This is a genomic window from Faecalibacterium sp. An122 (assembly GCF_002160895.1).
Taxonomy (GTDB): domain Bacteria; phylum Bacillota; class Clostridia; order Oscillospirales; family Ruminococcaceae; genus Faecalibacterium.
In genome coordinates, this window is record NZ_NFLL01000004.1 from 16100 (window position 1) to 32179 (window position 16080).

8 protein-coding genes are annotated in these 16080 nt (G+C 65.2%); 2 read left to right on the forward strand and 6 right to left on the reverse strand.

Annotated elements, in window-relative coordinates; genetic code table 11:
* Positions 1 to 22 precede the first annotated feature (22 nt).
* Entirely contained in the window at positions 23 to 2539 is a 2517-nt protein-coding gene (locus B5E67_RS04460) for a TIM-barrel domain-containing protein (RefSeq protein ID WP_087383219.1), read from the forward strand.
* Between the two features lie 224 nt (positions 2540 to 2763).
* Positions 2764 to 5178, forward strand: a complete 2415-nt coding sequence (locus B5E67_RS04465) for a TIM-barrel domain-containing protein (RefSeq protein WP_242956782.1) — start codon at positions 2764 to 2766, stop codon at positions 5176 to 5178.
* Positions 5179 to 5270: 92 nt separating this feature from the next.
* Here the strand turns inward: B5E67_RS04465 and B5E67_RS04470 are convergent, their stop codons facing one another.
* The 6 genes from B5E67_RS04470 to B5E67_RS04495 all read right to left on the reverse strand — a co-directional run bounded on the left by B5E67_RS04470 (position 5271) and on the right by B5E67_RS04495 (position 16078).
* On the reverse strand, positions 5271 to 7628 hold the full coding sequence (locus tag B5E67_RS04470) for a glycogen/starch/alpha-glucan phosphorylase (RefSeq protein WP_087383222.1): 2358 nt from the start codon (positions 7626 to 7628) through the stop codon (positions 5271 to 5273).
* 58 nt (positions 7629 to 7686) lie between these two features.
* Positions 7687 to 9309 carry an alpha-glucosidase gene (locus B5E67_RS04475; protein ID WP_343286510.1) on the reverse strand — a complete coding sequence of 541 codons (1623 nt, stop codon included), beginning with the start codon at positions 9307 to 9309 and terminating at the stop codon, positions 7687 to 7689.
* A 36-nt stretch (positions 9310 to 9345) separates the two neighbouring features.
* The gene (locus B5E67_RS04480) at positions 9346 to 11067 is read right to left on the reverse strand and encodes a glycoside hydrolase family 13 protein (protein ID WP_087383225.1); all 1722 of its coding nucleotides are present in this window, start codon (positions 11065 to 11067) and stop codon (positions 9346 to 9348) included.
* 51 nt (positions 11068 to 11118) lie between these two features.
* Complete coding sequence (locus B5E67_RS04485; protein WP_087383227.1) at positions 11119 to 13098, reverse strand: amylo-alpha-1,6-glucosidase; 1980 nt, start codon at positions 13096 to 13098, stop codon at positions 11119 to 11121.
* Between the two features lie 13 nt (positions 13099 to 13111).
* Positions 13112 to 15097, reverse strand: a complete 1986-nt coding sequence (gene pulA, locus B5E67_RS04490) for a type I pullulanase (RefSeq protein WP_087383230.1) — start codon at positions 15095 to 15097, stop codon at positions 13112 to 13114.
* Between the two features lie 105 nt (positions 15098 to 15202).
* Positions 15203 to 16078 (reverse strand): sugar ABC transporter permease, encoded by an 876-nt coding sequence (locus tag B5E67_RS04495; protein ID WP_087247267.1) that lies wholly within the window; start codon positions 16076 to 16078, stop codon positions 15203 to 15205.
* Positions 16079 to 16080: the final 2 nt, after the last annotated feature.

Below are 16080 nucleotides of genomic sequence, written 5' to 3' on the forward strand. Positions count from 1 at the left end.
AAAACAAAAAGGAAGAACGATTATGCTGCTCAAACACTTCCAGTCTCTGGAAAAGACCGGGAACGGATACAAGATTCACGGCGACACGGCGGACATTCTGCTGGTGTTCATGACCGACGATATCATCCGGGTGCGGGTGTCCTTTGACCGCGCCTTCAAGGAGGAATCCTATACCCTGGTCACCACGGCGTGGCCCGACCGGATGGACGAGCTGCTCAAGGATGAGCGGGTCCGCATCACGGCCCTGGACGTCCCCTGTGAGGAGAGCGAAAAGACCCTGACCTTCCGCACCCGCACCCTGACCCTGGTAATGAACAAGTGCCCCCTGTCCTTCCGGCTGTACACCGCCGAAGGTGAGCTGATCTACGCCGATTTGCGGGAGCGCGCCTTTGAGCGGGATCAGCTGGGCCGGCTGTCCCATTATTCCCGGATCGACGCCGCCCACGACCACTTCTACGGCTTTGGCGAAAAGACAGGACACCTGGACAAGAAGGGCCGCCGGATGCGGATGGCCCCCAAGGACGCCATCGGCCATGACCCTGAGATCGGGGACCCCATGTACAAGCACATTCCCTTCTATATCCGGGTCAGCGACCAGCAGCGCCACGCCCTGGGCCTGTTCTACCACAACTCCTATGACAGCGTCTTTGACATGGGCCAGGAGATTTCGGGCTATTGGGACCGGTACAGCTACTACCAGACCGACGGCGGCGACATCGACCTGTTCTTCCTCAACGGCCCCGACATCCGCCAGGTGCTGGATCACTACACCCAGCTCACCGGCCGCCCGGCCCTGCCCACCAAACAGTCCCTGGGCTACTGCGCCTCCACCATGTACTACGCCGAGCTGGAAAAGGACTGCGACCAGGAGATCTACAAGGTCATCGACAAGCACAAGAAGGAAGGCGTCCTGATCGACAACTTCTGGCTGGCGTCGGGCTACACCAGCGGGGAAGAGGACAATCTGCGGTATGTCTTCAACTGGAACTACAAGCGTTTCCCCGACCCGGCGGGCTTCTTTGCCCGGATGAACGAGATGGGGATCAATGTCATCCCCAACCTCAAGCCCGGCATCCTGAAAAATCACCCCTACATGCCTCTGTTTGAGAAGAACGGCGTCTTTGTCAAAACTCCCGACGGCGCCGGCGACTATTATGGCCGCTGGTGGGGCGGGGAAGGCCGCTTCTTCGACTTCACCGGCAAGGCCGGACGGGACACCTGGAAACAGCTGCTGAAGAAAAATGTCCTGGAGCTGGGGGCCAAGACGGTCTGGAACGACAACTGCGAGATGGACGGCGTGGAGGACCGCACCGCCCAGTGCGATTTTGAGGGCCAGAAGGGGACCATGGCCGAGCTCAAAATCCTTCATTCCAACCTGATGGCCTATGTGGGCAAGGAAGCTCTGGCCGAGGTTTACCCCGGCGAGCGCCCCTACATCATCAACCGGGCCGGCTTTGCGGGCATCCAGCGCTATGCCCAGGTGTGGGGCGGCGACAACCTCACTGACTGGCGCACCGTCAAGTTCAATATCGCCACCATCCTGGGCATGGGCCTGTCGGGCTGCGCCAACATGGGCTGCGACATCGGCGGCTTCCATGGCCCCGCCCCCGAGGCGGAACTGCTGCTGCGGTGGATTCAGAGCGGCATCTTCCAGCCCCGCTTCTGCCTGAACTCGGCCAACGACGACAACACCGTCACCCAGCCCTGGATGTACGAGGAGAACAACGACTACATCCGCGCCGCCTACGCTCTGCGCTACCGGATGCTGCCCTATCTGTACTCCCTGATGTACCAGGCCAGCCAGACCGGCATGCCGGCCATGCGGCCCCTGTTCCTGGAGTTCCCCGACGACCCCGCCTGCTACAGCGACCAGAACCTGACCTTTATGTACGGCAGCAGCGTCCTGGTGGCCAACGTGGTGGAGAAGGGGGCCCGGACCCGCACCATCTACCTGCCCGCCGGCTGCACCTGGTACGACATGAACGACAACCTCCGGCCCTATGCCGGCGGCCAGACCATCAAAGTGCCGGTGGACCTGGGCAGCATCCCCATGTTCCTGCGGGGCTCGGCGGTGTTCGTCACCAGCGAGGACGTGAAGCACATCCTCAGCGACACCCTGCGCCATCTGGACCTGCTGGTGGCCGCCGAGACCGACACCAGCTTTGTCCTGTACGACGACGACGGCCACACCCAGGATTATCAGAACGGGGTCTATTCCCGCACCGAAATCCAGGTCATGGCCGGGGAACAGACCGTCCTGTCCTTCCGCAAGGAGGGCAGCTACACCGATACCGTGGACAGCCTCACCATTCGCCTGGTCAGCAAGTCCAAGGGCGCCTACTGGGTGACGGTGGACGGCCAGCCGGTGCCCCGCACCATCGTGCGGGAGGTCTTCGACGAGTCTCCCTGCGCCTGGTATTACAATATGTCGGACCGGACCATCTGGGTCAAATATCCCAAGCCCGCCCACGACAACTACGACGTGGTCATCTCCACCGAGAAGTTCGACCTGGTGGGCATGGTCAAGGAAGAGGAGTAAACCCCCTTTTTCCTGAGCATTCCTGCGCCATTCCCTCCCGCAGCGCCCGGACGCACCCCTCCTGCCTTGGGGACGTCCGGGCGCTTTTGCGCGCCGGAACGCCGGCCGCTTCAAACGCCCCGGGCAGTGTAAAAGAAAAAAACGAAACAATACGAAACTTTGTCTTGGAACGGCGGCTGCAATCTGCTATAATAGGGCCGCAGACCAAAAAGAGGGCCTGATGGATGAAGGATAAGGAAAGGATGCTGCCTATGGAAACGACCCAGATCAAGAGCCGTCCCATCTGCCGCCGGGAAGCGGTGGTGCAGGGGGACAAATACCGGTTCAGCCTGCTGACGCCGCGGCTGTTCCGACTGGAGTACAATGAGGCGGGGATCTTTGAGGACCGCCCCACCCAGTGCGTGATGAACCGGGAGTTCCCGGTGCCCGCCTTTGAGGTGTATGAGACCGAACACTCCCTCAAAATCGTCACCGAAGGGGTGGAGCTGCTGTACGACAAACAGGCCTTTTCCCCCAGCGGCCTGTCCCTGACGGTCAAGGCCAGCAAGGACGCCCACAACGCCGTCTGGCATTACGGCGAGCCGGTGGAGGACCTGGGCGGCACCGCCCGCACCCTGGACGGGGCGGACGGCGCGGTGGAGCTGGACCACGGCGTGGTGTCCCGGGGACGGTATGGCGTATTGGACGACAGCCATTCCCTGGTGATCCGGGAGGACGGCTGGGTGGAGACCCGGAAAGGGGAGACGGTAGACCTGTACTTCTTCGGGTACGGCCACGACTACCAGGGCTGCCTGCGGGACTTTTACCGCCTGACGGGGGATACCCCCATGCTGCCCCGGTTCGCCCTGGGCAACTGGTGGAGCCGCTACCACCGCTACACCGACCAGGAGTATAAGGAACTGGTCCAGCGGTTTGAGAAGGAACAGGTGCCCTTCTCGGTGTCGGTCATCGACATGGACTGGCACCTGGTGAACGTGGACCCCAAGTACGGCAGCGGCTGGACCGGCTACACCTGGAACAAAGAGCTGTTTCCCGACCCGCCGGCCTTCATGGACTGGCTGCACCAGCACAACCTGCGGGTGACGCTGAACGTTCACCCGGCGGACGGCGTCCGTGCCTTTGAGGAGGCCTACCGGCCCATGGCCGAGGCGCTGGGCCGGGACTGGCGCACCGGCGAGACCATCGAGTTCGACATCGCCGACCCCAAATTCCTGAAAGCCTATTTTGAGTGCCTCCACCACCCCCAGGAAAAGGACGGGGTGGACTTCTGGTGGCTGGACTGGCAGCAGGGCACCCGCACCAAAATCCCCGGTCTGGACCCCCTGTGGATGCTGAACCACTACCACTATCTGGACAGCATGCGGGACGGCAAGCGGGGGATGACCTTCTCCCGCTACGCCGGCGTGGGCAGCCACCGGTACCCGGTGGGCTTCTCGGGGGATACCATCATCACCTGGGAATCGCTGGACTTCCAGCCCTATTTCACCGCCAACGCCAGCAATGTGGGCTATGGCTGGTGGAGCCACGACATCGGCGGCCATATGATGGGCTACAAGGACGATGAACTGTCCACCCGCTGGGTCCAGCTGGGTGTCTTTTCGCCCATCATGCGGCTGCACAGCTCCAACAGCCGCTTCACCGGCAAGGAACCCTGGAACTACAACCTGATTTCCGAGACGGTGATGAAGAAATACCTGCGCCTGCGCCATCAGCTGGTGCCCTATCTCTACACCATGAACCGGCTGGCCAGCCAGGAGGGCCAGCCGCTGGTGCGGCCCATGTACTACCTGGAGCCGGAACAGCCCGAGGCCTACGAGGTGCCTAACGAGTACTATTTCGGCACCCAGCTCATCGCCTGCCCCATCACCCGGCCCATGGACAAAAAGGCCGGGGCCGCCTCCTTCGAGGCGTGGCTGCCGGCGGGCAAGTGGTTCGACCTGTTCAACGGCCGGGTCTACGACGGCGGCCGGAAACTGATCCTCTGGCGGGGCATCGAGGACATCCCGGTGCTGGCCAGGGCGGGCGGCATCCTGCCCATGGCCGCCCTGGAACCCTACAGCAACCGCATCGACAACCCCGAGGTCATGGTGGTCAAGGTGTTCCCGGGCAGCGACGGAGCCTTTGACCTGTACGAGGATGACGGCGTCAGCCTGGACCCGGCTCCCACCGCCGCTATCACCCATATGACCTGGGACTGCATGAAAGAAGGCTGCTTCACCATCGCCCCGGTGGAGGGCAATCCTGCCACCGTCCCCGCCCGGCGGACCTACACCCTGGAATTCCGGGGCGTGGCCGACCAGCCGGTGGAGGTGCTGGTGAACGGCCAGCCGGCGGAGGCAGTGTGCAGCTATCAGGAGGACACCCACACTCTGACGGTGCAGGCCCCCGCCATCACCCCCGCCGACCGGCTGGAGGTGCGGTTCGGCCATCCGGTGGCGGTGCGGTCCAATGACCTGCTGCAGGAGACCTTCCAGCTGCTGTACAAGGCCGAGATGGAGTACAACCTGAAAGAGCGGATCTACGGCTACCTGCAGAGCGGCATGAATGCCGCCGAACTGCTGGGCGTCCTCCAGACCATGGATCTGACCGACGCCGTCCGCGGGATGCTGTCGGAAGTGCTGCTGGCGGAAACCCGCTGAGCGATATCCACATAAAGAAAGCCGGAAGGCTGCGGATTCATTCCGCGCCTTCCGGCTTTTTATTGTGTGTGGGGCGGCCTGCCCGGGGCTGGTTATTCGTCCTTCTCAGGGGCGGCGGGCGTTTCGGGGGCCTCCGCGGCCTCTGGGGCGGCCTCAGCCTTTGCGGGAGCTTCCGGGGCGGCGGCTGGGCACAGATGCCAGATGTCGGCGTCGTACTGGGCGATGGTGCGGTCGGAGGAGAAATATCCCGACTTGGCAATGTTCACCAGCATCTTTTTGGCCCAGGCGGTGCGGTCCTCGTAGGCGGCCAGCGCACGCTCCTTGGCGGCGATGTAGCTCTCCAGATCCAGCAGGGCCATGAACCAGTCCTTGTACTTCAGGTCGTTCCACAGGGGCCACAGCAGGTTGGGGTCACCCAGCGAGAGCATCTGGGGCGTCAGCAAGAAGTCCACCAGATATTCCAGGTTGGGCCGGTGGTAGTAGTCCAGAGACCGGTAGGCATTGCGGGCGTAGAGGTCGATGACCTGGTCGCTGGATGCGCCGAAGGTGAAAATGTTGTCCGGGCCCACCAGATCGGCGATTTCCACGTTGGCGCCGTCCATGGTGCCCAGCGTCACTGCGCCGTTGGCCATGAACTTCATGTTGCTGGTGCCGCTGGCCTCCTTGGAGGCCAGGGAGATCTGTTCCGACAGGTCGCAGGCGGGGATCAGGGCCTCGGCCCAGCTGACGTTGTAGTTCTCCACCATCACCACATGGAGCCAGGGCCGGACGTCGGGGTCCGATTCGGTCAAAGCCTGCAGGCAGAGGATCAGGTGGATGATGTTCTTGGCCATGGTGTAGGCCGGGGCCGCCTTGGCCCCGAACAGGACGGTGATGGGCCGGGCCGGACGACGGCCCGACTTAATCTCACAGTATTTGTAGATGACCCACAGGGCGTTCATCTGCTGGCGCTTGTACTCGTGGAGACGCTTGACCTGGATGTCAAAGATGGAGTTGGGGTCGATCTCCACCCCCTGGCGCTGCCGCAGCAGGGCCTGGAATTTCCGCTTGTTGTGCTGCTTGACCTCCAGCAGGGCGCTGAGGCTGTCGGCGTCGCCGGCGTAGTCCAGCAGCTTTTCCAGCTGGGCGGCGTCACGGGTCCATCCGTCGCCGATCCGCTGGGTGATCCACCGGGCCAGGGCCGGGTCGCAGGCTTCCAGCCACCGGCGGAAGGTCACGCCGTTGGTCTTGTTGTTGAACTTCTCAGGGTACAGGTCGTAGAAGGGTTTCAGTTCGCTGTTTTTGAGGATTTCGGTGTGGAGGGCCGCCACGCCGTTCACCGAGTGGCCGTAATGGATGTCCATATGGGCCATGTGCACCCGGCCCCAGGGGTCCAGGATGGACACCCGGTCGTCGCCGCTGCGCTGGCGGGCCCGGCGGTCCAGCTCCTCAATGATGGGCACCAGCTGGGGCGCCACCGTCCGGATGTAGTCCAGAGGCCACTTTTCCAGCGCCTCGGCCAGAATGGTGTGGTTGGTGTAGGCGCAGGTCTGTTCCACCTGGGCCAGGGCCTGGTCGAAGGTCAGGCCCAGACCGGTCAGCAGGCGGATCAGCTCGGGAATCACCATGGAGGGGTGGGTGTCGTTGATCTGGATGGCCACATGGTCGCTGAGGGTTTCGGGCCCGAAGCCCCGGCCGGCCAGTTCTTCCAGAATCAGCTGGGCCCCCGCCGACACCATGAAGTACTGCTGATACACCCGCAGCAGCTGGCCCTCGTAGTCGCTGTCGTCGGGGTAGAGGAAGGAGGTCAGGCAGTGGGGGATGTCCCGCTTGTCAAACCGAATGCCGTCGGCAGGGGGCTGGGCGGGGTCGGATACGTCAAACAGGTGAAGCCGGTTGGCAATGCCGCTGTGGGCGCCGGGCACCAGAATGTCGTAGAGATTGGCCGTCAGCTCAAAGCCCCCGAAGGGAACGGTGAAGGTCTTGCCGGTGGAAATCAGCCAGCTCTCGGGCTGAATCCAGGGGTCGGGCTGTTCCTGCTGCCTGCGGTCGGTGAACTTCTGATGGAACAGGCCGTAGTGATAGTTCAGGCCCACGCCGTCCCCGGGCAGGCCCAGGGCCGCAATGGAATCCAGAAAACAGGCGGCCAGACGGCCCAGTCCGCCGTTGCCCAGCGAGGGCTCGGGCTCGTATTCCTCCAAAGCCGCCAGCGAGCGGCCCATCTCGTCCAGCAGGGTGCGGACCGGCTCGAACAGGCCCAGGGCCAGCAGGTTGTTGCTGAGCAGCTTGCCCAGCAGAAACTCGGCTGAGAAGTAGTAGAGCTTGCGCCCGGTGTCGGGGGCCGGCAGGGCGGCGGCCCGCTCCTGGGTCAGGGCCAGCAGGGCCTGATAGAGCTGGGCATCGGTGCAGTCCGCAGGCGGACAGCCAAAGCGCTCCTGGGTGATGGCGGACAGCTGTTGTTTGAGTTCCATGGGAAACCCCTCCTTTTCTGTGACAAAACAGAGTATGGATCAACCAAACAAGTTAGACTTACAGGCTGCGCAGCCAGAGGACGGCCTCCCAGGGGCGCAGGACCCCATCCTGGGGCGCGCCCTGGGTGGCCAGCAGCGGGGTGCAGCCCCGGAAGGCCTCGGGCAGGTCAAAGGCGGCCTGCTGGCCGCTGAGGTTGACAGCGGCCAGCAGTTCCTGGCCGGCCCCCCGGCGCAGGTAGGCAAAGACCTGCTTGTCCTCGGGGCACAGCAGGGTGAAATCTCCCTCCACAAAGACCGGATGCTCCTTGCGCAGGGCAATCAGCTTCTGGTAGGTGTAAAAGACCGAGTCGGGGTCGGCCAGAGCGGCCTCGGCGTTGATCTCGGTGTGGTTGGGATTGAGCTTCATCCAGGGGGTGCCGGTGGTGAATCCGGCGTTGGGCCCGGCGGTCCACTGCATGGGGGTGCGGGCGTTGTCCCGCATCATCCGGTGGATGTGGGCCATGGCCAGCTCCTCCGGCTCGCCCTTGGCGATCAGCTCGTGGTAGGCGTTGATGCTCTCCAGGTCTCGCAGGTCTTCCAGGGGGAAGTCCACGTTGGTCATCCCCAGCTCCTCGCCCTGGTAGATGTAGGGCGTGCCCTGCAGGCCGTGGAGGGCCACCGCCAGGGCCTTGGCCGAGTCCACCCGATGGGCGCCGTCGTCGCCCCAGCGGCTGACGATCCGGGGCAGGTCGTGGTTGTTCCAGAAAAGGCTGTTCCAGCCGCAGCCGTGGAGGCCCTTCTGCCAACGGGCAATGCTCTCCTTGAGCTGGGGCAGGGAGAAGTCTTTGGGCTCCCACTTGTTGCCGGTGTGGTCCAGCACCATCTGCTCAAACTGGAACACCATGCTGAACACGGTGCCGTCGGGGGCACTGTACTGGCGGGCCCGGTCGAGGTTGGCGCCCCAGGCCTCGCCCACCGTCACCAGGTTGGCTCCGCCCCAGGTCTCCCGGTTCAGTTCCCGCAGAAACTCCATCAGATGGGGGCCGTTGGCGGTGATTTTGCGGTCGGGCTCCTTGGCCACCTGGTCGATGACGTCCAGGCGGAAGCCCTCCACCCCTTCCTCCATCCAGAACCGGATCATCCGGTACAGTTCCTGCCGGACGGCGGGGTTAAACCAGTTCAGGTCGGGCTGCTGGGGGGCGAACTGATGGAAGTAATACTGTCCCACCGCCGGCACATAGGTCCAGGCCGGCCCGCCGAAGGCGGCCCGCATGTCGTTGGGCAGGACTCCCGGCTCGCCGTCCCGCCAGACGTAGTAGTCGTGGCAGGGGTTGTCCCGGCTCTGGCAGGCCGCCTGGAACCAGCGGTGCTGGTCGCTGGTGTGGTTCAGCACCAGGTCCAGCAGAATGCCGATGCCCCGGGCCTTGGCCTCCCGGATCAGGGTGCGCATATCGTCCAGGCTGCCGAACATGGGGTCGATGGCCTGATAGTCGGCCACGTCATAGCCGTTGTCGGCCTGGGGGGAGGCGAACACCGGGCACAGCCACAGGGCGTCCACACCCAGTTTCTGGAGATAGTCCAGCCGGGAGAGGATGCCGGGCAGGTCGCCGATGCCGTCCCCGTTGGAGTCCTGAAAGCTCTTGGGATAAATCTGGTAGATGACAGCTTGTTTCCACCAGTCTTTTTTGCTGAAATCCATCATAGGGAAAAACCTCCTTGTTGTGGATGGGATGGGCGCTCAGGCCCGGCGGATCAGGATGCCGCCGGGGGCCAGGACGCCGCCGTCCCAGCCGCGGCAGAACAGTTCCTCACCGCCCGGGGCCAGGGGCTGGGGCTGGTTGCCGGCGTTGAGGCAGATTTCCAGCGCCTCGGCCGGATTGCCCCGGCGGTAGCGGACCAGACGCCCGGGGCCGGGGTCAAAGACGATCTCCCGGCCCTGGAGGGCGGGTTCCTGCCGGCGCAGGGCGATGAGGGCCTGCAGGGCGTCGTGGCTGGCCTTGCCGGCGGGGGTGTCCAGCTCCTCCCAGGGCATGCACCGGCGGCAGTCGGGGTCGGGTCCGCCCTCCATTTCCAGCTCGGTGCCGTAGTAGATGCAGGGGCTGCCGGGCAGGGTGAACAGGGCCGCCAGCTGCTGCCAGAAATCCGCCTCCGAGGCGGCGCGGGTCCGCAGCCGGATGGTGTCGTGGGAGTCCAGCAGGGTGAACTGGGCGGTGTCCACCTGGGGCGGGTAGGCCGCCAGGCACTGGCCCACATCCCAGCCGAAGGCCTCGGCGGGGAGGGCGTCGTCCTCAAAGAAGCGGCGCAGGGCGCTCTGGAGGGGATAGTGCATGACGGCGTCGTACTCGTCCCCCTCCAGCCAGGGGGAGGCGTCGTGCCAGATCTCGCCCAGCAGGTACAGGTCGGGCTTGAGGGCCTTGAGCCGGGCCCGCAGTTTGCGGAGGAAGGCGTGGGAAATCTCGTTGCCCACGTCAAAGCGGATGGCGTCGATGTCGTACCGGCGGACCCAGTTCTCGCACAGGGTGATGAAGTACTCCTGCACTTCCGGCTCGTTGGTGTTGAGCTTGGGCATGCCGCCGTGGAAGGCAAAGGAGAAATACCGGCCATCCCGGGTGTCCCCCTCGGTGAAGGGCCACTGACGGACAAAGAACCACTTCCAGTAGGGGGACTGGGGGCCGTGCTCCACCACATCCCGCCAGGGGGCAAAGCCGGGGCCGCAGTGGTTGAACACGGCATCCAGCATCACCCGGATGCCGTTCTGATGGGCGGCGCGGACCAGGCGGGACAGGTCCGCCTCGGCGCCGAAATCGGGGTCGATGCGGGTGTAGTCGGCGGTGTCGTATTTGTGGATGCTGGGGGAGGCGAAAAGGGGGGTCAGGTAAAGGCCGCCGATGCCCAGCCGGGCCAGGTAGGGCAGTTTGGAGGTGATGCCCGCCAGATCTCCGCCGAAGCGGTCGGCGTTGGTGACCGGCCCCCGCCGCCAGGGCAGGGCCCCAGGCCGGCCGCTGCCGCCCCGGCAGAACCGGTCGGGGAAGATCTGATACCAGACGGTATGGCGGACCCAGTCGGGGGGCGCGATGTAGTCGGCGGGGTTCATCCAGGGCATGGTGAAGCACTGGACCCGGTTGTCCAGCTGGAGGAAGGGCCGCAGCCCGTCCTCATAGTAATACCAGCACTCCTCCCCCTGATGCACCGCGAAGCAGTAGCGCAGACGGCGGTAGGGCGGGCGGAGGGTGGTAGTCCACAGCTGGTGATGTTCCAGGGTGAAGGCGGGGGACATGGGGGCCCGGCGGCCCTGCCAGGCGGCCTCGCCGCCGGCGATGCCGCCCTCATAGGGGTCGGCGTAAATCAATTCCACCGCGTCGGCATCCCGGCCGGTGCGCAGGGTAATCTGAAGGGTTTCCTGGTCCAGGGCACAGCACATGGGGGTGCGGGCCTGATGGGTGATGGCAGCCAGATTCATAGATGGCGTTGCCTCCTTGTCGTGATGGGAAAATGGGCGTACAGCCTTAGTTTACTCCTGGGCCCAGCCGTTGTCCAGACCCGCGGCGGCGGGGCGTTCCAGCGCCTCGCAGACCCGCAGCATCTCGCCCACGCTCCAGGCCTGGGCGAAGCACCCGCGGGAGGGTCCCGGCGCGGCGCCGTCATAGATTTCGGGCAGCTGGCCCAGGCATCCCTCCCGCAGGGCGGGGACCAGGGCGTCCAGATCCCGGCTCACCCGGCGGCAGATGTCGGGGCCGAAATTCCCCAGCCGCAGCTCAGCCAGATAATACCCGCCCAGGGGGAAGGGCCAGACGGTGCCCTGATGATAGGCCAGGTCCCGCACCTTCTGGGGGCCGCCGTAGACAGGGTGGAAATTGGGATCGGCGGGGTCCAGGGTCCGCAGACCGCAGGGGGTCCACAGGGCCCGGCGGACGCTGCGCACCACCCCTTCCGCCTGGGAGCGGGTGAGGGGAGTGAAGGGCATGGACACCGCCCAGATCTGGTTGCACCGCAGCTGGGTGTCGGCCTCGGAGGGCACATCCCCGATGACGTCCCGCAGCCGCTGCTGGTCCGGCATCCAGAAGCTGCGGCGGAAGATCTCGCCCACCCGGTCGGCCAGGGCGTCATAGGATGCGCCCTCGGCGCCGGTCAGGGGCGCCAGCCGGGCCATGATCCGGAGGGCGTTGTACCAGTAGGCGTTGACTTCCACCGGCTTGCCGTGGCGGGGAGTGGGAAGGATTTCCCCGATCCGCACGTCCATCCAGGTCACCTGGTCCAGGCCCTGGCCGGCGCAGATGAGGCCGTCGGCGTCCATGTGGATGCCGTGGAGGGTGCCGGCCTGATACCGCTCTACAATGCGGGCGGCACAGGGCCAGACCTCCCGGACAAAGGCGTCGTCCCCGGTGCGGACGTGGTACAGCCACAGGCAGTTGATGAACAGCAGGGCGGCGTCCACCGTGTTGTACTGGGGCGGGGCGTCCTGGTCGGGGAAGAGGTTGGGCAGCAGGCCGTCCCGCTCGTTTTCGGCAAAGGTGCGCAGGATGCTTTTGGCATCCTCCCACCGGCCGGTGGAGAGGGTGCAGCCGGGCAGGGCGATCATGGTATCCCGTCCCCAGTCGGTGAAGAAGGGGTAACCGGCGATGATGGTCTTGCCGCCGGTGGAGGCCCGATCCACCACAAAGGCATCGGCGGCCTCCGAGAGAACCTTGCCCAGAGGGCTGTGGAGCCCGGCAGCCGCGGCCTGGGCCTTGCGGCGGCGGGCCTGGCCCGAGAGAACCGCGTCGGCTTTGGGCGGCCGGGACTCGGTGCTGAATACCACGGCGGCCTCCCGGGTCTCGCCGGGGGCGGCCTCAAACAGGAAGCGGCCCGCTGCGCCGCACAGGCCGGTGGGGGTGCGGCCGTCGGGGGCGTCGTGGCGGAAGAACAGGGTCTCAAACTGAGGCGCTTCCAGGGCCTCGGCCCGGCCTCCTTCCACCGAGAAATACAGGTCCATTCCGCCGCTGGACACCCGATCGGCCTGCCAGTCGAACATGCGGCGGCGGGTCATCTTGCCCCCTTTGGGCACAAAGCGCAGCCAGGGGGTGACGGTCAGGGCGCAGGGGGAGGCGGAGCCGTTTTCAATGGTGTAGCGGACCGCCGCCGTGTTGGCGCCGTACTGGATGGCCACCCGGCGGGTGACCCGGACGCCCGCCGCCTCATAGACCCAGCAGGGGCCCTCGGCGTCCATCAGGATCAGATGCCGCCAGCCGTCCTCGGCGGGGGCGCCGGCTTTGTCCTGGGTAGAGAGCCAGAGGCGCTGGCCGCCTGCGTCCAGCTGTTCGGACAGGCGGTGGACCAGGTCAAAACGGGCAGCGGGGGCCCGCAGGCAGGCCATCAGAAAGGCGTGGTCGTTGCGGGTGGCCGAGAAGGCCGCCGACAGGGAACAGTAGCCGCCCAGGCTGTTGGCCAGCAAAAAACAGTTCTGCTGGGCGTTTTCGCCGGCAAAGTCCTGCCGGCCAAAGAGAAAGTCCATAGCAATGTACTCCTTAATCCAGTGATGTCCGGCCCAGAATCAGGGCGCCGGAGGTGGGCAGCTGGGCCAGGCCGTCCAGCAGGACGGGGGACTGGTCCTGCCAGCAGGTGCTGCGGCCCTCGTCGGCCAGCAGCTGCCACCGGCCCTCGGGCAGGGCGGCGGGACGGATGCGGTCGGATGCGTTGTAGAACAGCAGCAGCTGATCCCACCGGCTGGCGGGGCCGCTGTTGTCCAGCAGGAAGGCCGCGCACAGGCGGCTGGGCCGCCAGGAGGCCAGAAGCCGGTTCCGGGCCTGCTCGGTCTTGTCCCACAGGGCGGGCAGATGCTGGCGCAGGGCCATCAGGCCCCGGTAATATTCCTCCAGCTCATGCCAGGGCCCCGACCAGGCCCGGGTCCAGTCCAGCTGGTTGAGCCGGGCGGGGGCGTTGTAGCTGTCCTGCAGGCCCTGTTTGGTGCGGCCGAATTCCTCGCCCGCCAGCAGGAACAGGCGGCCCTGACAGCCAAAGCAGAAGGCTGCCGCCAGCCGGTTGGCCTGCAGTACCTCGGGGGTGGGGGTGTCAAAACTTCGGGTGGGGTCCATGGTGATGACCAGCTTGTCCCACAGGGTCCAGTCGTCGTGGCTGGACAGGTAGGTGATGGTCTGGGAGGGGGTCCGCACCGCGAACCGGCCGCCCTTCACCCCGGCCCAGCCGGTGACGGCGGCGCTCAGGTCGGCCAGCCGGGCCGAGCCGCCGTTGACAAAGCCGGGACGCTCGGCGTGGAGGATATGGCCCTTGACCAGGTCCCGGGTGGCGTCGCAGAAGGCGCCGATGTTTTCATCCAGGGTGGGCAGGGCCCGCTTGCCGGCGGGGACCGCCTTCCGGTGCATGGGGCTGCGGCCGGCGCTCCAGGGCTCGCCGAACAGCAGTTTTTCGCCGCGGCCGTATTCCTCGTCCAGGGCGGCACGAATCCGCTCCATCAGGCCGGTGTCCAGCAAGCCCATCAGGTCGAACCGGAAGCCGTCCATGTGGTATTCCCGGGCCCAGTACAGCACCGATTCCAGGATATACCGCCCGCACATGCTCCGCTCGCTGGCCAGGTCGTTGCCGCAGCCCGAGCCGGCGGCGGGGCTGCCGTCGGGGTTCTGGCGGTAGAAGTACCAGGGCTCGGTCCGCCACAGCCAGGAATCCAGCTTGTAGGTGTGGTTGTACACCACGTCCATGATGACCCGGAAGCCGCTGCGGTGGAGGGCCTGGACCGCCTCTTTCAGTTCCCGGATGCGGACGGCGCCGTCGCAGGGGTCGGAGGCGTAGCTGCCCTCGGGGACGTTGTAGTTCACCGGGTCATAGCCCCAGTTGAAGGCCTCGGGATCGCTCTCGGGCACCGAACCATAGTCGTACACCGGCATCAGCTGCACATGGGTGATGCCCAGCCGCTTGAGGTAGTCCAGACAGGTGGGGTGGACCCCGTCGCCGTCCAGGGTGGTGCCGGTGAGGGTCAGGGCCTTGTACTTGCCCCGCAGTTCCTCGGGGACGCCGCTGTGGACGTCGTGGGAAAAGTCCTTGACGTGGACCTCCCAGATGATGTCCTCGGGATGGCGGGCCGGGGGCTGGTCGGCGGCCCAGCCCTCGGGGTCGGTGCGGCGCAGGTCGATGACCATGCTGCGGAACCCATCCCGGCCGCAGGCCCGGGCCCAGGGATCGGCGGTCTGCCGGGTGACCCCCTCGCTGTCGGTGACGGCGTAGTCGTAATAGCGGCCGTCCAGGTTGCCCTCCACCTCGGTCTGCCAGACCCCGCGCTCGCCCCGGACCAGGTCGATCATCAGGGTGCTGTCCCCGGCGTCGCCGTCCTCGTACAGGGACAGGGTCACCTTGCGGGCGGTGGGGGCCCAGAGGGCAAAGCGGGTGGACCGGGCCGTCCACAGGGCCCCCAGGGGGGCGTCGGTGTGGAACTGGACTTCAAATGCCTTGGAATCGTACATTTTGCGGCGTGCGGCCGCGGTTTGGGTTTCAGTCTGCATGAAAGCTCCTTCGGTCTGTCAAAAGGACAGCAGCCGCCAGATATGGGGGTCTGACGGCTGCTGCGTGGGTTGGGACTTGGGGGAAATGCGCTCAGAGAATACCGATCAGCCCTTGACCGCGCCGGCCATGCCGTTGACGTAGTATTTCTGCAGTTTCAGGAACAGGATCGCAATGGGAATCGAGATCAGCACGGCGCCGGCCGCGAAGCAGGTGTACCAGTTGTCAATGTACTCCTTCTCCAGCATCTTCCACAGGCCGATGGCCACCGTGTACTGGTCGGAGTTGGCGCGGCAGATCACCTTGGCGAAGATGAAGTCCACCCAGGGTCCGATGAACGAGGTCAGGACGGTGTAGATGACGATGGGCTTGGACAGGGGCAGGGTGATCTTGGTGAAGATCTGCCAGCGGGTGCAGCCATCCAGCAGGGCGGCTTCGTCCAGCGCCATGGGGATGGTGTCAAAGAAGCCCTTGGTGATCTGGAAGCCCAGGGCCGCGCCGCCCGAATAGCACAGGATCAGGGCCAGACGGACGTTGTTGCCCTCGGTGAGGCCCACCGCCTTCAGGATGAAGTAGACGGCCACCATGGACATGAAGCCGGGGAACAGGCCCAGAATCATGGCCATGTTCATGTAGGGCTTGCGCATTTTGAACCGCAGCCGGGACAGGCAGTAGGAGGCCGACAGCAGGAAGAAGGCGGACAAAATGCAGGAGCAGACGGCGATGAACAGGGTGTTCATGAACATCTGGGGGAAGTTGAGGATGCTGGTGTCGGTGAACAGCTTGATGTAGTTGTCCAGGGTGTAGGACTTGGGGAAGAAGGTGGAGACGTAGCTGCCTTTCTCGGCGCGGAAGCTGGTCAGCACCACCCACAGGACCGGGAACAGCCAGATCACCGCCAGGATGGACAGGACCACATAGACAATGGCGTTGTTGCGGGCCTTGATGCGCTTGGCGCTGGCCTGTTTTTGATTGGAACTCATGC